Annotated in this window: 23 protein-coding genes and 1 pseudogene; 21 read left to right on the top strand and 3 right to left on the bottom strand. The window is 56.4% G+C overall.

Features of this window, described 5'->3' with window-relative positions:
• Positions 1–180: 180 nt before the first annotated feature.
• Together ACR2TX_RS09475 and ACR2TX_RS09470 are read left to right on the top strand one after the other, a co-directional pair.
• Positions 181–345 carry a helix-turn-helix domain-containing protein gene (locus ACR2TX_RS09475; RefSeq protein WP_434131934.1) on the top strand — a complete coding sequence of 55 codons (165 nt, stop codon included), beginning with the start codon at positions 181–183 and terminating at the stop codon, positions 343–345.
• A gap of 256 nt (positions 346–601) precedes the next feature.
• Positions 602–1,348 carry an SAM-dependent methyltransferase gene (locus ACR2TX_RS09470; RefSeq protein ID WP_434131931.1) on the top strand — a complete coding sequence of 249 codons (747 nt, stop codon included), beginning with the start codon at positions 602–604 and terminating at the stop codon, positions 1,346–1,348.
• Positions 1,349–1,557: 209 nt separating this feature from the next.
• Here ACR2TX_RS09470 and ltrA read toward each other — a convergent pair whose 3' ends face one another.
• The gene (ltrA, locus tag ACR2TX_RS09465) at positions 1,558–2,892 is read right to left on the bottom strand and encodes a group II intron reverse transcriptase/maturase (protein WP_434131930.1); all 1,335 of its coding nucleotides are present in this window, start codon (positions 2,890–2,892) and stop codon (positions 1,558–1,560) included.
• A gap of 1,506 nt (positions 2,893–4,398) precedes the next feature.
• Between ltrA and ACR2TX_RS09460 the strand changes: the two genes are divergently transcribed.
• The 9 genes from ACR2TX_RS09460 (at position 4,399) to ACR2TX_RS09420 (ending at position 9,861) form a co-directional block, all read left to right on the top strand.
• A complete protein-coding gene (locus tag ACR2TX_RS09460; RefSeq protein ID WP_166642655.1) occupies positions 4,399–4,716 on the top strand; it encodes a hypothetical protein in 318 nt (105 codons plus the stop codon).
• Between the two features lie 143 nt (positions 4,717–4,859).
• Positions 4,860–5,507, top strand: a complete 648-nt coding sequence (locus ACR2TX_RS09455; protein WP_077730030.1) for a LysE family translocator — start codon at positions 4,860–4,862, stop codon at positions 5,505–5,507.
• Between the two features lie 92 nt (positions 5,508–5,599).
• Positions 5,600–6,256: a DJ-1/PfpI family protein gene (locus ACR2TX_RS09450; RefSeq protein ID WP_434131928.1), complete on the top strand. Its 657-nt coding sequence runs from the start codon at positions 5,600–5,602 to the stop codon at positions 6,254–6,256.
• 14 nt (positions 6,257–6,270) lie between these two features.
• Complete coding sequence (locus ACR2TX_RS09445) at positions 6,271–6,696, top strand: hypothetical protein (RefSeq protein ID WP_133718433.1); 426 nt, start codon at positions 6,271–6,273, stop codon at positions 6,694–6,696.
• Between the two features lie 16 nt (positions 6,697–6,712).
• A complete protein-coding gene (locus ACR2TX_RS09440) occupies positions 6,713–7,357 on the top strand; it encodes a hypothetical protein (RefSeq protein ID WP_133718434.1) in 645 nt (214 codons plus the stop codon).
• A gap of 37 nt (positions 7,358–7,394) precedes the next feature.
• Positions 7,395–7,880 (top strand): VOC family protein, encoded by a 486-nt coding sequence (locus ACR2TX_RS09435; RefSeq protein WP_086135666.1) that lies wholly within the window; start codon positions 7,395–7,397, stop codon positions 7,878–7,880.
• 173 nt (positions 7,881–8,053) lie between these two features.
• Entirely contained in the window at positions 8,054–8,722 is a 669-nt protein-coding gene (locus ACR2TX_RS09430; protein ID WP_133718436.1) for a Type 1 glutamine amidotransferase-like domain-containing protein, read from the top strand.
• A gap of 122 nt (positions 8,723–8,844) precedes the next feature.
• A complete protein-coding gene (locus ACR2TX_RS09425) occupies positions 8,845–9,300 on the top strand; it encodes a DUF4260 domain-containing protein (RefSeq protein ID WP_346425841.1) in 456 nt (151 codons plus the stop codon).
• A gap of 30 nt (positions 9,301–9,330) precedes the next feature.
• Positions 9,331–9,861 (top strand): hypothetical protein, encoded by a 531-nt coding sequence (locus ACR2TX_RS09420; protein ID WP_077730021.1) that lies wholly within the window; start codon positions 9,331–9,333, stop codon positions 9,859–9,861.
• 85 nt (positions 9,862–9,946) lie between these two features.
• Here ACR2TX_RS09420 and ACR2TX_RS09415 read toward each other — a convergent pair whose 3' ends face one another.
• Positions 9,947–10,546 carry a TetR/AcrR family transcriptional regulator gene (locus ACR2TX_RS09415; RefSeq protein ID WP_156882042.1) on the bottom strand — a complete coding sequence of 200 codons (600 nt, stop codon included), beginning with the start codon at positions 10,544–10,546 and terminating at the stop codon, positions 9,947–9,949.
• A gap of 141 nt (positions 10,547–10,687) precedes the next feature.
• Between ACR2TX_RS09415 and ACR2TX_RS09410 the strand changes: the two genes are divergently transcribed.
• Both ACR2TX_RS09410 and ACR2TX_RS09405 read left to right on the top strand, forming a co-directional pair.
• On the top strand, positions 10,688–11,239 hold the full coding sequence (locus tag ACR2TX_RS09410) for a carboxymuconolactone decarboxylase family protein (protein ID WP_434131927.1): 552 nt from the start codon (positions 10,688–10,690) through the stop codon (positions 11,237–11,239).
• A gap of 464 nt (positions 11,240–11,703) precedes the next feature.
• Positions 11,704–12,447: a DUF695 domain-containing protein gene (locus tag ACR2TX_RS09405; RefSeq protein ID WP_434131925.1), complete on the top strand. Its 744-nt coding sequence runs from the start codon at positions 11,704–11,706 to the stop codon at positions 12,445–12,447.
• A 96-nt stretch (positions 12,448–12,543) separates the two neighbouring features.
• Here the strand turns inward: ACR2TX_RS09405 and ACR2TX_RS09400 are convergent, their stop codons facing one another.
• On the bottom strand, positions 12,544–12,936 hold the full coding sequence (locus tag ACR2TX_RS09400) for a winged helix-turn-helix transcriptional regulator (protein WP_434131923.1): 393 nt from the start codon (positions 12,934–12,936) through the stop codon (positions 12,544–12,546).
• A 99-nt stretch (positions 12,937–13,035) separates the two neighbouring features.
• Here ACR2TX_RS09400 and ACR2TX_RS09395 point away from each other — a divergent pair, with 99 nt between their 5' ends.
• The 8 genes and pseudogenes from ACR2TX_RS09395 (at position 13,036) to ACR2TX_RS09360 (ending at position 17,281) form a co-directional block, all read left to right on the top strand.
• Positions 13,036–13,479: a GFA family protein gene (locus ACR2TX_RS09395; protein ID WP_077730016.1), complete on the top strand. Its 444-nt coding sequence runs from the start codon at positions 13,036–13,038 to the stop codon at positions 13,477–13,479.
• Positions 13,480–13,485: 6 nt separating this feature from the next.
• On the top strand, positions 13,486–13,929 hold the full coding sequence (locus tag ACR2TX_RS09390) for a TfoX/Sxy family protein (protein WP_434131922.1): 444 nt from the start codon (positions 13,486–13,488) through the stop codon (positions 13,927–13,929).
• Complete coding sequence (locus ACR2TX_RS09385; protein WP_434131921.1) at positions 13,884–14,153, top strand: hypothetical protein; 270 nt, start codon at positions 13,884–13,886, stop codon at positions 14,151–14,153. Before ACR2TX_RS09390 ends, ACR2TX_RS09385 begins: the two co-directional genes overlap by 46 nt.
• Before the next feature lie 123 nt (positions 14,154–14,276).
• Positions 14,277–14,702, top strand: coding sequence for a VOC family protein (locus ACR2TX_RS09380; RefSeq protein WP_086135731.1), 426 nt, complete (start codon positions 14,277–14,279; stop codon positions 14,700–14,702).
• A 179-nt stretch (positions 14,703–14,881) separates the two neighbouring features.
• Positions 14,882–15,280: a VOC family protein gene (locus ACR2TX_RS09375; protein ID WP_434131919.1), complete on the top strand. Its 399-nt coding sequence runs from the start codon at positions 14,882–14,884 to the stop codon at positions 15,278–15,280.
• A 75-nt stretch (positions 15,281–15,355) separates the two neighbouring features.
• A pseudogene (gene aac(6') / locus ACR2TX_RS09370) lies at positions 15,356–15,796 on the top strand (aminoglycoside 6'-N-acetyltransferase); the annotation flags it as partial.
• Between the two features lie 87 nt (positions 15,797–15,883).
• Complete coding sequence (locus ACR2TX_RS09365; RefSeq protein WP_077730077.1) at positions 15,884–16,288, top strand: SgcJ/EcaC family oxidoreductase; 405 nt, start codon at positions 15,884–15,886, stop codon at positions 16,286–16,288.
• A gap of 567 nt (positions 16,289–16,855) precedes the next feature.
• Positions 16,856–17,281, top strand: a complete 426-nt coding sequence (locus tag ACR2TX_RS09360) for a GFA family protein (protein ID WP_077730010.1) — start codon at positions 16,856–16,858, stop codon at positions 17,279–17,281.
• Positions 17,282–17,335: the final 54 nt, after the last annotated feature.

The raw sequence follows: 17,335 nt of genomic DNA, 5'->3' as shown, positions 1-17,335 counted from the left end.
ACCTTTTGACCGTTCGTGGGAGCGTCTCTCCGCTGCTCTGCGGGCCAAGACTGCGCTTCGCCCTGCACCGCCACCGGGGTCAGGTCTTGCACGCCCACACCCCGCTCTGTCATCTCCCCCCACATCACGTCCCGTGGCGATAGGCGCGAGGACATTCAACGGCGGCCGTTGGCGAAGCCCTTGGCGCATTATCGAACGGAATATGCCGGCGATCCGCGCACCGGCATGGCGCTGGCCTATCTCACCGGCGATTATGCGATGAAAGCCATCGCCCGGGAATTTGGCGTGCACTACGCCACCGTGAGTCGGGCGGTGAAAGCCTACGAATCCATGCATGGGGAATGATGTGACTTTGCAAGACCTGACCCTGATTCTACGCCTTTGTTGCGTTAAGTGATAACACCACGACGACGGTGACTTACCGTCCCAATGGGTATGCGGATGTGGACTTCGAGCGCTTTCGGCCATAGATCGCCCAACAAGGCGCTTGAAGCGACGCCGGTAAGCATTGCGCCCATTTCAGGCCGCGGCAGCGGCGCGCTCCAGCTTCATCGTTAGGCCATGACCGAATCTATTCACACTCGTAAGGAAATTTTCCACAATGGATATTCCACGCATCTTCAACATCACCGAAAGTGCTCACCGCATCCATAACCCGTTCACACCCGAAAAGCTTGCCACTCTCGGCGCGGCGCTGCGTCTGGAAAGGGGGACCCGAGTGCTCGACCTCGGCAGCGGTTCGGGGGAGATGCTGTGCACCTGGGCACGCGATCACGGCGTCATCGGCACCGGCATCGACATGAGCCAGTTGTTCACAGAGCAAGCGAAATTCCGTGCCGTAGAACTCGGCGTCGCCGATCAAGTCAAGTTCATCCATGGCGATGCTGCGGGCTACGTCTCCAACGAGAAGGTCGGTGTGGCAGCCTGTGTCGGTGCCACTTGGATCGCCGGGGGAGTCGTCGGCACTATCGAGCTTCTGGCGCGGAGCTTGCGCACCGGAGGGATCATCCTCATCGGCGAACCCTACTGGCGGCAGTTACCGCCGACGGAAGATGTTGCCAAGGGGTGTCTTGCCAACTCAATCTCCGACTTTCTCATGCTTCCTGAACTTCTCGCGTCTTTCGGCCATCTTGGCTACGACGTCGTTGAAATGGTTCTGGCTGACCAAGACGGCTGGGATAGATACGAGGCGGCCAAATGGCTCACCATGCGCCGATGGCTTGAAGCCAACCCCGACGACGAGTTCGCGAAAGATGTTCGAGCCAAACTGACATCGGAACCCGAGCGCTACGCCGCTTACACGCGTGAATACCTGGGCTGGGGTGTGTTCGCGCTGATGCCGCGGTGATGCGTTGGCGTCTTGGTCGCCGTATCCAACTTTCGCGCAGCACAGAAAGGCAAAACAAATGCTTGATCGCCGTCTCGCCAGCGCCGGCTTTTGCGCTTTGGGCTATCGGCCTAATCGGGTAACCAGGGGTTTCTAACCCCCAGTCCCCACACCACCACGGCATGCGGGTCCGCACCGGGCGGTTCACGAAAAGGGAGCACACGACGATGTCAGGTGTAGCCATGGGCCTTCATCCAAAGATCACGGATAGTGATCAGCCCCTGGGTCTTCAGCCATTGGTTGGTCATCCCGGTCTGCGTCGCCAGCGTCCGCGACAGATGCCAGTAGCTCTTGCTGCTGATCGCCGTCAGGATTGCCTGGCGCTTGCTCGTCCCCAAACCCAACAGGTTCTTGACCTTGGTACGCACGTAGCGCCACTGTTTCCAGTAGCACATGCGTACCCGGCGTCGAAGCCAGTGGTCGAGTTCGGGGATCGGGCGGTAGTAGTCCGAAATGCCGAAGTAGCCCATCCAACCGCGGATATACTGGGCGAGCTTGTAAAACCGGTGAGCCATCGAGACACCCCAGCTACGCCCGGTCAGTGTCCGGATGTTGTGTTTGAAGTCCTCGAATGCCCGGTCGCCCCAACGCAGCTTGGTTCCCCGGAAATTGAATCCGAGAAACTTGGCCTGGTCGGTTTTGACCACCCGGCTCTTCTGCTCGTTGACCACCAGTTTGAGCGTGCCGGTCAGGAAGCGCGTGACGCTATCCTTCACCCGCTCGCCGGCCCGCTGACTTTTGACCAAGATCAGCAGGTCGTCCGCATAGCGGACGAACCGGTGGCCACGCCCTTCCAGTTCCTTGTCCAAGTCATCCAACAGGATGTTGGCGAGCAACGGCGACAGCGGTCCGCCTTGCGGCGTCCCCAACGCCGTTACCTGGATGGACTCGCCGACCAGAACACCCGCCCGCAAATACCGGCCAACCAGCGCCAACAGCCGCTTGTCGCCAACCTTGCGGGCCACACGAGCCATCAAGACATCGTGCCGGACGTTGTCGAAAAATTTCGCCAAGTCCAGGTCACAGGCGATGCGGTAGCCGGCCTGAAGATGACCTTGTACCTGCCTCAACGCTCCATGGGCGGAGCGTCCCGGTCGGAAACCAAAACTCGACTCCGAAAAGCCGGGGTCGAAGATCGGCGTCAATACTTGCGCGATGGCCTGCTGGATCACCCGGTCCATGACGGTCGGGATACCCAGCAGTCGTTCGCCCCCTCCCGGCTTCGGGATCGACACCCGTCGTACCGCTTGGGGTTGATAACTGCCATCGGCCAGTTGCTGGCGAATCTCGGCCCAATGCGAGCGCGCAAACTCGGCGAAGTCCTCGATGCGCATCCCGTCCATGCCGGGCGCACCCCGATTGGCCTTCACCCGCTTCCAGGCCCGTCGCAGGTTCGCACGGTCCAACACCCGCTCCATCAGATCGTCGTGCAAGGCTGGCTGCGTGACGCCACGCCGGACATCGGCTCCCCCGGTCGGGTTCACGGCCGATGCCGAGTCGCTCACGGCTCCTCCTTGTCTTCTTGTGTTCGGCCCTTCATCGTCCGGTCTTCCAGGCCGATGCGGCTAGTATGGCCTCTGCTGACTTCTGCCCGGTCACACCCTGCGTTGCCGCAAAACGCGCTGCCAAAGACAGGTCGTAGGGTCCGGTGGCTATTCCAAGGCTTTCGCCCTGGACCTCAGTCCGACTCCCATAACCTATCCCAGCCGCTCGCCGGACAGATCTCCCCGAATAAGAACATGAGCTTTCAGCGCACAACCGCCGCATTTACCCTATCTCCCGTACCCGGCGGGTTTCGTCATCATGTGCTGACTCACACGGAGACTGAGCCTTCTATGCGGTTTCTGTTCGTCGGCTCGCACCTTTGCGCTCGGGCTTCCTTCAGACCACTCCTCGCGGAGTTGCCCTTGCCGTCGGCTAGTAGTTACATTGGCCCAAAGAATGGGCATTACAGGTACTCCTACAGGGGACTCTCACCCCATCAGTTCATGCCCATGTCGGGCGTACACCCATCATTCCACCGGACCTGCGCAAAGAGCCGCGCAGGCCGGTGAATTCAGACGTTATGCGTAACTCTCGATTGCGCTACTTAGTGGGTGCTGGGCTACTACTGGTCGCTGGCGCGACTGCCGCGGATGAACTGAGAAAAGGAATAGAGCGTCAAGCGGCCGAGATCTGCGGTTGCAGTCGTTCCGAACCTTGTCTGATCGAAATCTCGGAACGGGACCAAGGTTACAGTGTTGGAGTTCTGAAAATTGTCGCCATTGATGAGGGCGGAATCGCGAGAGTTCTTCCTTCAAAGACATACATCATGTTCGACTCCAAGGGGAGATTCGTGAAGAAGGTCGGTACTCCATGAAATTGTGCGACGCAGGCTATTCCATTGCGAGCTATGGAGATAATGCGCGCGAAATCTCGCATAGCAACCGCATGCAGCCGACGCGGCTAATGCGGAGCGTTATGCACTGAGAAGAACATGAGACTCAACGGGTGGCAAAGAGCGTGGGTCGTCCTATCGGTCGCCTGGATCGCCGTTATCTCGTCCGTGGCAATCACTTCGCAGCGTTCTGAGGAACAGAGATATCACGACTTGTTCAATGAGCTAATCCAGTATCTAATCGCACAGTCCACGGATCTACGTGGCCACACCACAGTATCGGTGCGGGCCGCTTACTCCGATATGTCGGATAGGCAGCTCGTAGAGGCCACGCATGACAAATATTTGAACAAACATCCCGCATACAGATACGGCTTCTCGGAAATTGACGCGAAGCACAGCCCAGGAACTGCGAGCACCCTCAAGCCAAACTTGCAGCGGGGCTTGGCGGCGTTGGGCGTGCCTTTAGCTCTATACTTGCTGGGTGTAGCAGTGGCGTGGGTGCGCGCGGGGTTCAGGCGTGCATAACAACGCCACCAACTCGGACGGCAAAAAGCGTCGCTTCTTCGTCGCGCCACTTTTTGCCGCCGGTTATGGCGAACGTTAGGCAACAAAAACTTAGGATTACGTCATCATGGACTTCAAGTGGTCTGATTCGGAGAAAAAAGTCGCAAGGCGAGCCTTTGATAAAGCGCTCGAGAAGGAATGCGCTTCAATCATGGCCAAGTTCAAAGATATGGCCGCGAAGGTGGAAAAACCCGAAGACCTTTGGGCGGTTCACGACTACCTCACCAAGCAACGAAGAGCGATTGATGAAAAATACGATTACCGCTATTCGCAACTGATCTTTGTATTTGCCAGGTTACTGGGCGAGAAGTGGATCGATGAAAAAGACCTACACGGTCTGAGTGCAGAGAAGCTTCAAGCCATTCAGTACATCTTGTCCAGGTAAGCGGCTATGAAAATACAGACAGTTTTGGCCGCCAGCCCTAACTATCCAGTCAACCGGACCGCCGGCAACCGTCGTCGCTCTAGCCTGCCGCCTCGCGCGGCGTCCGGTTACTTTCGCCGTTGGGCCTGTCAAGGAAAGTGACCATGACTACTTTGTTTTCATCCTGGTCACTGTTTTCCGCATTCTTGCTTGCGAGCGTTGTGCTCGCAGTTACGCCAGGCCCGGGCGTGTTCTACATCGTTACTCGGAGCCTCGTCCAAGGCCGCCGTTCGGGGCTGGTTTCAGTGGCTGCTGTCGCTTTTGGTAACCTCGGCAATGTATTTGCTGCATCTGTTGGTCTTGCAGCTTTGTTTGCTGTTTCCTCAGCCGCCTTCACAGTCGTCAAGTACGCAGGGGCCTTCTACCTTGTTTATCTTGGTGTGCAAATGTTGCGTGAGTCACAAGCCGAGGTTTCAACCTCCGTGCCTCAAGCAGCACCAGTTGGCCACATCTTCCGCGATGGCTTCGTTGTAGCACTGTTTAACCCAAAGACCACGGTTTTCTTCGCTGCGTTCCTGCCCCAGTTCTTGAGCCCGGAGGCATCGCCGATGTTTCAAACTATGGCGCTCGGTTCGATCTTCGTTGCAATTGCCGCAGTCACGGACAGCACCTATGCCTTAGCGGCCGGTGCAGTCGCACCCGCATTGACGCGCGCTCGTGGCGCCCGTCGTATCGGTTGTTGGCTTGGGGGTGGGGCGTTTATTGGCCTCGGCGTTTTCACCGCGCTGGCGGGGTCTCGCAGTGCCAAATAGGCCCAACATGGCGTTCGAGAGGGACGCGCCAAACGCGGCGCGCCACTCAACTTTACGTTAGGCGTCATGCCCGAAATCCGAGGTAATTAAAAATGCACATCGCCATACTCACCTTCCAAGGCTTCAACGAGCTCGACTCTCTCGTGGCGCTTGGCGTGCTCAATCGAATCAAGAAACCAGATTGGCGCGTCACGCTCTGCTGTCCGGAGAGCGCTGTCACTTCAATGAACGGCGTGACCGTGCATGGGCAGTCAACCCTTGCGGAAGCAACTTCCGCTGACGCAGTCATTGTCGGCAGCGGCATCAAAACGAGAGAGATCGTAAATGACTCAGCCATCATGTCGGCTCTGCGCTTGGATCCCGCACACCAGCTTATCGGAGCGCAATGCTCCGGCACGCTCATCCTTGCCAAGCTTGGCATACTCGCCAACGTTCCTGCATGCACAGATCTCACAACCAAACCTTGGGTACAAGAAGCTGGGGTTGAAGTGCTGAACCAACCCTTCTACGCATCGGGCAACATCGCCACCGCCGGAGGTTGTTTCGCGTCGCAATATCTAGCCGCATGGATTATTGCCCGCGCCGAGGGCGAAGAAGCCGCCAAGGAAGCATTGCATTACGTTGCCCCGGTTGGCGAGAAGGATGAGTACGTTTCAAGAGCAATAAAAAACATCGAGCCATATATCAGTACGATGACGCCTAACAAGGCGCTGCACCGGACTCCGCTTCGCTCCGCCGGTGAGCTTTAACGTTGGAGGCCAGAGTGAAGACTACGGCTGCAGCGCTCCTAGCCCTCGCTTCGGCTGGCGGAGTTAACGTCGTCTCCTACTTCACGCTAAGGCACAATCTCTCCCTCGGCGTCTACCCCATAGATGCAGATTCGATAGGCCTGCCGCTCGCTGACGGAGTGGTCGTTTCCATCGTTATTCTGGTCTGCCTTCTTACGGCAGTCAGGGTCCCAAAGCGCGGGGTGTGGACCGTGTCATTGGGAATGATGCTTGCCATCTTGGGTGGTCTCATTGCGTCGCTGATGGCTTTCTCATGGGCCGATTCAAGACATTACCCGATCGCGATCGCCTACCTTCCGTTGGCGGCGCTGTGCGCCACCATTGTCGTCGATCGAATTCGCATCCTGGCCTCCAACAAATTGCTGCAGGCGACGCGGGAAACCCGCGCGCCTGAGCAATAGCGTTAGCCATCGTTTCATGAAACTTGAAGACCAAGCTGAGATTGTTTCCCTGATGCGAGCTGCGCGCGATAAAGCGCGCGGCTACGCTGATTTCTTCGGATGGGCGATAGATAGAGATCTAGAGGAGTGGGGCGTAGTCGTCGCCCTTGCGGAGTCAATGCATGCCGACGGCACGCTCTTCTTTTCAAAGATAAAGAGTCGCCGGCGGCCCAATGATCCTCCGGATTGTGAGGCTCTTGGGGAGAGCGGTCAGCGGCTCGCCATCGAGGTCACTGAGCTTGTTGATGGCCCTATGATCCACGAGTACAAGCGGGCACGGAAGGAGAGGAAGCTCAGCGAATGGGCTGAGTGGAACCAACAGAAGTTTATCGACGCGCTCACGTGCTGTATCACGAAGAAGGATCGGCGTTTTCCAGCGCTGAAAGACCCGCCGTACTCTGATGGTTACATGGTTGTGATACATACGGATGAACCCGGTTTGCCTCGCAACGTAGTAGAAAAGTTTCTTGATGGGCACGTCTTTCAGAAGCCCGAATACATTGATCGAGCACTGCTCCTTCTATCATATGACCCGAGCATTGAACGGTGTCCGTACTTCGAATTAAAGTGGATGGCTAACGAGGCGCTCCAGCCGACCGCGCCGATGCGGCGCAGCGGCTGAGCTTCGTCGTTAGCCCCTGTGCGCATGGAGAAGTGACATGATGAAGCAAGCAAAGAACACGATTTGCCTTTGGTACGACGGCGACGCCGAAGAGGCGGCGCGTTTTTACGCGAAGACCTTCCCCGATTCATCTGTTGGTGCGGTACATCGCGCACCGGGGGACTTTCCATCCGGGAAGCAAGGGGATGTTTTGACGGTCGAGTTTACTGTCATGGGAATTCCCTGCCTCGGGCTTAATGGCGGACCCAACTTTAAGCACAGCGAAGCGTTCTCCTTTCAGGTCGCAACCTCTGACCAGGCAGAAACCGATCGTTACTGGAACGCGATCGTGGGCAACGGTGGCGAAGAGAGTTCGTGCGGCTGGTGCAAAGACAAATGGGGCCTCTCCTGGCAGATTACCCCACAGGCTTTGACAGAAGCGATAACCGACCCCGATCGCGCTGCTGCCAAGCGTGCATTCGATGCAATGATGCAGATGAGAAAGATCGACATCGCGGCAATCGAAGCGGCGCGCCGTGGTTGAAGCGGGAAGTGGACGATGGTACCTCCTGCCACATTTACGCTCTGATCGTCAGGTGGCGGCTAACAATTCGTCCAAGCGGACGCGCTGACGCGCGCCACTTAACTCAAACGTTAGCCCGCAGCCATCGCGTTCCTGCTCAAAGGACGCTCTCGGTAACTGCAAGGAGAGTTTCAGTGAAGTATCTTCTTACCTCGGCCGGTATCAAGAACACGAGCATCCACAATGCGCTGCTCGACCTGCTGGGCAAACCGATTGCCGAGTCCAGCGCCCTCTGCATTCCCACCGCGGCGTATGCCTTGCCCGGCGGTGCTGACATCGCATGGCGGCTGATCAGCGGACGAGATCCCGTCTGCCCCATGTGCGAATTGGGTTGGAAGTCCTTGGGAGTGCTGGAGCTGACCGCGCTGCCCAGCATCGATAAAGAGCATTGGGTCCCCATGGTCCAGGCAACTGACGTCCTGCTGGTGGGAGGCGGCGATCCCTTGTACCTGTGTTATTGGATGCGGCAATCAGGACTGGCAAGCCTCTTGCCGTCACTGCGCGAGACGGTTTACGTGGGACTGAGCGCCGGGAGCATGGTGATGGCCCCCAGCATCGGGGAGGACTTCGTCCGCTGGAAGCCGCCCACCGGTAGCGATGAAACATTAGGACTGGTGGATTTTTCGATGTTTCCACACCTCGATCACGAGATGCTGCCGGAGAATTCCATGGCTCACGCGGAAAAATGGGCCGCCGGCATGCGTGTGCCGGCGTACGCCATGGACGATCAGACCGCCATCAAAGTGATCGATGGCATGGTCGAGGTTGTCTCCGAAGGCCATTGGAAACGATTTACGCCCTAATGGGCGGGGTGAGAGTTGGCTGGAGGGTGATGAGGTGGCAGGCAATGCAGCCTACTCATGGTTCGCTCTTGCAGCGGGCTTCACCCGCTGCGGCACTCGGGTGAGCTCAAACTTTGGGCGCTATGCAAGGAGATCAAATGTCCGGTGAAACTACAGGTGCTGTACGTTTAATGCTTCGACTTGAGGGGCTGTGTGTTCTCCTCGCAGCGGTGCTTGCTTACTCGAAATTGGGCTTTAGCTGGGGTACGTTTGCATTGTTCTTTCTCACCCCGGACGTTTCGTTTCTAGGTTATCTCGCTGGGGCACGGGTTGGTGCCATAACCTATAATGCCGCACACTCGTATATCGGTGCGATTGCCTGTCTTCTCGTAGGGTTCCTCCTCCCTGCCCCCGTGCTTTCATGTGCGGGCGTCATATGGTGCGCCCACATTGGCTTTGACCGTGCTCTAGGTTACGGGCTCAAGTATTCCGTGGGGTTTGGTTTTACCCATCTCGGCATTATCGGTCGGTTTGCCAGGCCCGCTCCTAACCCTGCATTCGAGAGGGACGCGCCAAAAACGGCGCGCCCCTCAATTTGAACGTTAGGGGCTCACGCAGAAGGAAGCCTTATGTCCAGCCGAACTGAAAAGCTCCACACAATTACTAAGCGGCTTATTCTCATGACAGCCTGCGCTCTCGTGATAGTGGTTTCGATATTCGGGCTGTCATTCCTCTTTCACCAGCGACTCATGGTGTCGTGGTTATGCTTTGGTTGCGGACTACTTGGTGGTTTTGTAAGCATCCAGCAACGCCTGAAGAAACTTGCCGATGAAGAACTTGAACTATTGTCCCGGTCATGGTTTCAGATTCTGCTAATTCCAATCTACGGTGGGATATTCTCTCTCGTTCTATACGTGGGCTTTTTGAGTGAAATCTTGAACGGACCACTCTTTCCTCATTTTGCATTTCCCCCATTTTCTGAGCCTCTACCAACAGCAGACGACCTGATCAGATTCATCAACTCTACCTATCCAGCATCAGGGCAGGATGTAGCAAAGCTTCTCTTCTGGGCATTTATTGCTGGTTTCTCAGAACGCCTCGTCCCACAGATTCTTCAGAAGAGCGAACAAGGGCTTTCCGACGAAAAGCCACACCCCTAACCATTCGGTCGAGAGGGAACCTGCAAGCTGCGCTTGCAGGTTCCCTCCGCGGCTACGCCGCTCCGGCGGCCCCTCACCTCAAACGTTAGGCGGCTGCAACAACTGTCACCGCCGATATCACGCGGCGAAATATCTGCGGGTCGTTTGCGACCTTTGCCAATAGGAGCGCCCCCTCCAGCAAGGCGAATATGTTTTTCGCTCGTTGCCGGTTATCACCCGCCGGAATTTCACCTGCCTGTTCCGCGCGGACAAGCGCGGCTTCGATGAACTGGCAGTGAGAATCGAAAATCTTCTGCAACGCCTCTCGTATTTTCTCGTCCTGGCGCGCCATCTCCTGTCCCAAGTTGCCGAAGGGGCACCCTAGAACTCCTCCCTTTTCAGCGGAGACTTGGACCTGCAATTCATGAATTCTTTCAATCAGCTCACGAAGCTGAGTCAGGCCACTCTCCGAGCCTGAAAAGACTGGCTCAAAAATCCCAGCTCTTGCGTGTTCCCAAAAGCTTTCCATGGCCGCAACCGCAAGATCGGACTTTGAGGGAAAGAAGTGATAGAAGCTGCCTTTCTTTGCGTTCGCACGCTGGCACAACTCATCAACCCCGGTAGCTTGGAAGCTGCGTTCCCACATCAGGGCGGCGGCTGTTTGGAGCAGACGGTCACGCGTATCGAGTGATTCTGCGGGTTTCATTTTGGGTTATCCCTAATTCTTGCTGAGTCATGGTGCAACGTTACCAACAGTTGACCGGTCTGTCTACTCTGAGCTAGTCTGTACCGACCGGTCTAGTCGGAGGGCTTGCCGGCATACTCAACTACATTTTCCGGAGAAATCATGAGCATCTTCACTCAACACTCAGACATGACCGCGCCGGCAGGTGCCGCAGAAGTTCTGGCGAAAGTCAAGGACCTATACGGCTTCATTCCGAATCTGGGGGCCTATGTGTCCGAATCGCCTCTGGTACTCGATGCCGTACTTAACCTCGACAGGGCTTTCGACAAGGTTTCGCTGACGCCGCAGGAAAGACAGGTCGTTTTGCTTACCGTCAGCACGCTAAACGGGTGCAGCTATTGCAAGACGGTACACACCGCGTTGGGACGTAGGGCCGAAGTTGATGGCGCTGTCTTGAAGGCGGTTATTGCCCTTGAGCCACTGCCCGACCGGAAGCTCAATGCGCTGCGCGACTTCACTCGCAAGGTCATGGAAGAAAAGGGATGGGTCAAAGAAGATGACGTGCAGAAATTCCTCATGTCCGGCTTTACCAAGGCTCAAGTATTTGAGGTGGTGATGGGGGTGGCCCTGAAAACGCTCACCAACTATAGCAATCACTTGGCCGGTGCCGTACCTAATCCCGAGTTCATTGCAATGGCGGAAGGCACGGCCTAATCCCCGAAGTATTTGCTGGCGCAATCGGAATACCGCTTGCGCCAGCTATTCCCTAACCGAACTCAGGAGCGCCGACGATGGCTGACAAAGAATGCGCACATGCTGGTCTTCCTCCGACCGGGGTACCATGTCCAAGCTGTAAACAAGGTACTTTGGAAGTCGCTCGGGGCCGTTTCGGTCCTATTTACAAGTGCACGTCCAAGGGGTGCGATTACTGGCTACCCGAGCGTCCAACGGGAAAAAGATGCTCGTTCATGCGCGACGGAAAGAAATGTGGTGCACTAATGGTCATGGGAACAAAAACCATCCCGGAGAGATGCAGTGACAAAACATGCCCAAATAGAAATCCGCACAAGCTGCGGGCATCCGCCTAACCGGACCGCCCGCAAGCTGCGCTTGCGGGTTCCCTCCGCCCTTCGGGCTCCGGCGGCCGGTTACCTCAAACTTAGCGAATAAGAAAGATCATGAGCGACGATTGGGACTTCTATTTCTGCAGTGTAGACAACAAGCCGGCATCCATCTTCGTGGACCTTGGTATAGCCAAAGAAGCACCCATGGCCGAGTATTCGGTGATGGCCTATGTCCGCACTCATATGCAGGCGCCGCGAGATGATGGTCTGTCGAGTCAAGTCGAGTTCGAAACCCTCAAGTCTCTAGAAGACGCCCTGGAATCATTGCGGGGAGATGGAACGGCGCTTTATGTTGGCCGAAGCACCTCTAACGGGTATCGCGACCTTTACTTCTATGCTCGCACCGCCGAGGGTTGGGCGGAACGAGTCGCAGATGTCATGAAAGCTTTTCCTTCCTATGAGTTCGAGTATGGCACGCGAAGCGACCCTGATTGGAACGCCTACTTCAGGTTTCTGTATCCGTCAGATGAAGACCGAGAGCGCATTCAGAATCGTCGAACCTGCGAGGCCCTCGAAAGAAACGGCGACCGTCTCGAAAAGGAGAGACCCATCGAGCACTGGGTATATTTTCCTGATTCAGACTCGCGTCAGAAGTTCTCGAGTCACGCAGCAACGCTCGGCTACACAACAGTAGCATTGATCGAACCGGAATCCGATCAAAACAGTTACGGTATCAGGCTGTCCTGCATCGGCGTCCCATCAATCGCTAACATAGACGATCTTACCATCCCGTTGTTCCGGGCAGCTCGAGATTATGGCGGAGAGTACGATGGCTGGGAGACCGAGGTTGTCCGCTAACAAACGCTTCGAGTCCGACGCCTTACCCTTCCGCTGCGCTCCAGGGCAAGGCGCGGCTCAAGTGGAACGTTAGCCATAAATTAGCGAATCACAACGCTATTTTTCGGGCGGAAGGTCGCCTGGCTTTGCGTTCAAGAACCAGTCGGGTGGAGACCAACTTCCTGGAATGTGCTTGTGTCCCCAAAGCGCCAGCTGTTGTAGTACTGGTAGCAAATCCGCCCCCTTGCGGGTCAAAGCGTATTCGTACCTTACGGGCTTCTCTTGATAAGGACGTTTTTCGATGATTCCGTCTCCTTCAAGTTTACGCAGGCGGTTTGCGAGAATATTTGTCGGAATGCCCTCTGGAGAATCCTGAAAATCCTTGTATTTTCTTTTGCCGATCGTCAAGTCCCGAACGATAACTAGGCTCCACTTGTCACCCAGCAAATCGAGTGACGCAGCGACGGGACATTGAGAACGGAATGCGGGTACGTCAACTTCTTTGCTCATATCGTTACGCTACATGAGTCACTTGCAATATGCAAGTCTACATGTCATGATTCTGTCGCTTGCACTTTGCAAGCACCCATCTAATACGGAGATAAGAACATGAACACAGAGATAAATGCCTCAGTCGACATAAAAGGCGGCTGCCTGTGTGGCGCCGTACGATATGAAGTCACCGCAGCCCCGGCCATGACGGGGTTTTGTTACTGCGAAAGTTGCCGCAAGCTCAGCGGTTCAGGACATGCCTTTCACGCGCTGGTACCGGAAGCCGCAATGAGGATCAGTGGTAACGTCCGCGGATTTGAATGGAAGGCGGATAGCGGGAACAGCGTTATCACGAGTTTCTGCCCAACCTGTGGCAGTCCCTTGTTCGGAAAGAGTTCCGGCATGCCAGGCATGGTGACATTCAGGGTGGCGAGCCTGGACTCCCCTGCAGCCATATCGCCGCAAATGGCGATTTACACGAAGCGGTTGCAGGCATGGGATCACCTTGACCCGGCACTGCCTGCCTTCCAGGAAATGCCCCCCATGCCTCAAGAGGGGTAATCCGTGATGAATACGCACCAACATTCCGGCACCGCAAGTCTTGAAGACAGAATCCGGAACTCGCTCATCGGCTTGCCGGTTTCAGAGAAGCGCATGTTTGGCGGCGTAACCTTTCTGCTAAACGGCAACATGCTGTGCTGCGCTTCAAAGAAAGGCCTGATGGTTCGCGTCGGCAAAGATGCCGAACCGCAGGCACTTGCCAATGCCATGGCAAAGCGTTGCGACGGTGGCGGTCATCCCATGCCTGGTTTCATATCGATTGAACCTGCTGGAATAAGCCAGGACAATGCTCTCGAAAGCTGGCTGCAAATGGCACTGACTTACGTTGGCACTCTACCCCCAAAGACAGAAAAATCCAAAATCAAGCCTCAACACTTTACGAGGAGAAACCAAAGAAAAAGTTTATGTTCCTGCATTATGGATTTGAAAAACCCACCCCGGAAATCATGAAGGCTTGGCAGGCTTGGTTCGAGTCCATTTCAGACAAGCAAGTCGAGCAGGGTGGGTTCGCCGGTGGTCGAGAAATCTCAAAGAATGGCACCAGGGATCTACCCTGGAATATGGAGTCCATTACGGGTTACAACATCATCGAAGCAGAAAGCCTTGATGCCGCCGAAAAACTAGCCCAAAGCAATCCGTTTATTTCAAGTATTCGAATCTATGAGTTGAGGTAAGCATCACTGGCTAACAACGCCATCAACACGGACGGTGGAAAGCGGCGCTCCTTCGTCGCACTGCTTTCCACCGCCGATTATGGTGAACATTAGGCGCTTTACCCACCACAGTCGGAGATCTTAGTGAAGCAATCGCTCGGCCTCGTTTCCCTCGTTGTTCATGACTACGATGAAGCTATCGACTTCTTCGTCGGTACTCTCGGTTTCAGACTCGTTGAAGATACGTTCGTACCTGAGCAATCCAAGCGATGGGTTGTCGTCTCGCCACCTGGCGCAACAGAATGCCAACTCCTGCTCGCGCGCGCCTCAAGCCCAGACCAGGAAAGCCGCATTGGCGGCCAAACAGGTGGTCGGGTGTTCCTCTTCCTCTACACTGATGACTTCTGGCGCGACTATGAGTCCTATCGATCAAAGGGCGTCGTGTTCGTCCGTGAACCAAAGCATGAGTCGTACGGGACGGTTGCCGTGTTTCTCGATCTCTACGGCAACATGTGGGATCTTCTTCAGCCAACGGAATCACACATCAGGCTTCGCAATGGCAGCGCCTAACAATTCATTCAAGCCGATGCCGCTTCACGGCACGGCATAACTCAAGCATTGAGGCCGTAGAACACCCTCAACTCGAAAATTGAGCCCGGGAACAATCAATCGGTTGTTTGCCCTAAAATGCTCGAAAATAGGGTCTTTCTACAGCTTCGTTAAGCGTCCAACACCAGTCGAGGTATCTAATGCCAACAGCCAGACCATTCCTCATGTTTCAGGGCGGCAGCGCGCAGGCTGCGCTTGACCTGTATTTCGCCACCTTCCCTGATTCCCGCATGGTGCGAGTCGAATACTGGACTCAAGGCGAGCCGGGTGCTGCCGGCACGATAAAGGTCGCCTTATTCACTATTTGCGGCCGCGAGTTCATGTGCTCGGATAGCCCGATAAAGCATGATTTTTCGTTCACGCCTTCGAGTTCCACTTTCGTGGAATTTGGTTCGGCAGCAGAGCTAGAGCAGGCATTTGAAACGCTGTCTGAGGGCGGCCAAGTCCTGATGCCTTTGGACAACTACGGGTTCAGCCAGCGGTTCGGCTGGGTAAATGATCGCTTCGGCGTATCTTGGCAGCTGAACCTTGCTGCCTAACACGGCACGCCAGCCGACCGTTTTGCCTCCGCTCCGCCGCGGCAAAACGTCGGCCGAGTTCAGGCGTTGGGCGGTATGAAGATCGAGCGGTTGGCCACTGCGCTGGATCCTGACTGGCTGCGCTTGCGCCTCGAGTTGTGGCCTGATGGGCGCGCAGACGAGCATCTGGACGAGATGGCCGCCTTCTTGGTAGAGCCGGAGCGCTACGCTCAGTTCATCGCCCGGTCAGCAGAGCAAGGAGCAGTTGGTTTCGCCGAAGCCTCCATCCGGACCGACCACGTGAACGGCACTAAGTCCGCGCCCGTCGCATTCCTGGAAGGTCTGTACGTGAGCCCAGGCGCCCGAAAACGAGGCGTGGCAAGAGCTTTGGTCGAGGTGGTGGCTCAGTGGGCCACTTCTAGAGGTTGCGTGGAGTTGGCTTCCGACACGCCCATCGAGAACGAGGTGAGTCAAGCCGTCCACCGCAAGCTGGGCTTCGCAGTGACGGAGCGAGTGGTGTACTTCAACAAGACGCTCAAACCCACGAATGCCGCCTTGCCCGCGCGGCCGGCCGTGGAGGGTCGCGTTAGCTCGAACGTTAGGCGTCCCATCAACAAGATCAGTATGTTGAGCGATGAAGACCAAATCCGCGCGCTTGTTCAAACGTGGCAGTCCGCCACCAAGGCAGGCGACATAAAGACCGTGCTTGGTCTCATGACAGACGATGTTGTCTTTCTCGTTCCTGGCCGGCCGCCTATGCGAAAGGCGGAGTTTGCGGCCCTGTCACAGGTCCCGCCCGGCAGCCCTCGTCCGAAGTTCGAGGGCACGTCGGAGATTCAGGAGGTTCAAGTTTCTGGTGACATGGCGTTCGTATGGACCAAACTTTCTGTCGCGGTCACACCGCCAGGGGCGAGCCAGGCGATAGAGCGAGTGGGGTATACGCTTACGGTCCTGCGGCGTGAGCATGGCGAGTGGCTCCTGGCCAGAGACGCAAACCTCTTGTCACCAGTTCAGCGTTCTAGCACATGACGTCCAACCGATCGCTCCAACCGACGCGCTACCGCGAGCTTTGCCCGCTTCCGCGCGCGTGTGAGCTCAAACGTTAGGCTCAAGAATATGGCGCGAAGATACCTCACCCAGTCCGAAGCAGAGTCCGCCCTGAGTAGAGGGAAAGCAATTGAGTGCTTCCTCGGCGCTTGTGTCAGAGACGGGAAGCCAGGCATTCGGTGGCTTTCTGCGCGTGTCTCTAAAGAGGGCTTCACTGTCTCAGTCTATGAGAGCGCGAATATCGGGAGCGCAGAGTTTACTGACGTTTACGAATTCGGACCGCTCGACCCGGAACTTGAGTTTGAGGATCCGGTAGAAACGTTCAGCGCCGACTCCTTTTCCAAGCTTACCGCTGAGCTAGAGCGTCGGTTCTTTTGCTGCACAGAGCGCTTAGTGAACGAGTTCGTAATTCAAGATGAGTATGCAGACTATTTGGCGCAGAAGCGCTCGTAAGGTGGGGCCCAACAAGGCGCTCGAGGCGACGCCGCTAAGCTTTGCAGCTTTATCAGGCATCGTCATCGGCGCGCGTCAGCTTGGTCGTTGGGCGGCATGAACACACCGCGCGATCCATCGTCGAGCATTCGCTCGTTGTCGGGCAAATGCCTATGCGGTGCCGTCCGGTACACGGTCGAAGATAGCTTCTGCTACGCACTCAATTGCCATTGCTCGAACTGCCGCCGCGCTACTGGGGCTGCCTTCAAGCCGTTCGCGGGTATCGAGCGTGAGAAGCTCATCCTCAGCCAGGGGCCCGAATCCCTGCTCATCTTCGGAGAGGAACTTGCCCACGACGCACGGTGCGCGAAGTGCGGTTCCCTCCTTTATTCCGTGGTTCGAGAAGGTCAGTTCGTCCACGTACCGCTCGGGACGCTTTGCGATGAACCTACCATCCGTCCCTCGGCGCACATCTTCGTCGGCTCGAAGGCGCCGTGGTTCACCATCACCGACAGACTCCCTCAGCACAATGAGTTCGACTGAGAACCAAGGCGCCCGCATGCCGCCCGACCCTTCGTTGCACCCGATTCGCTACAG

This window comes from Methylocaldum sp. GT1BB, assembly GCF_051027545.1.
GTDB lineage: Bacteria > Pseudomonadota > Gammaproteobacteria > Methylococcales > Methylococcaceae > Methylocaldum.
This window is presented reverse-complemented; position numbering and strand designations above follow the sequence as displayed.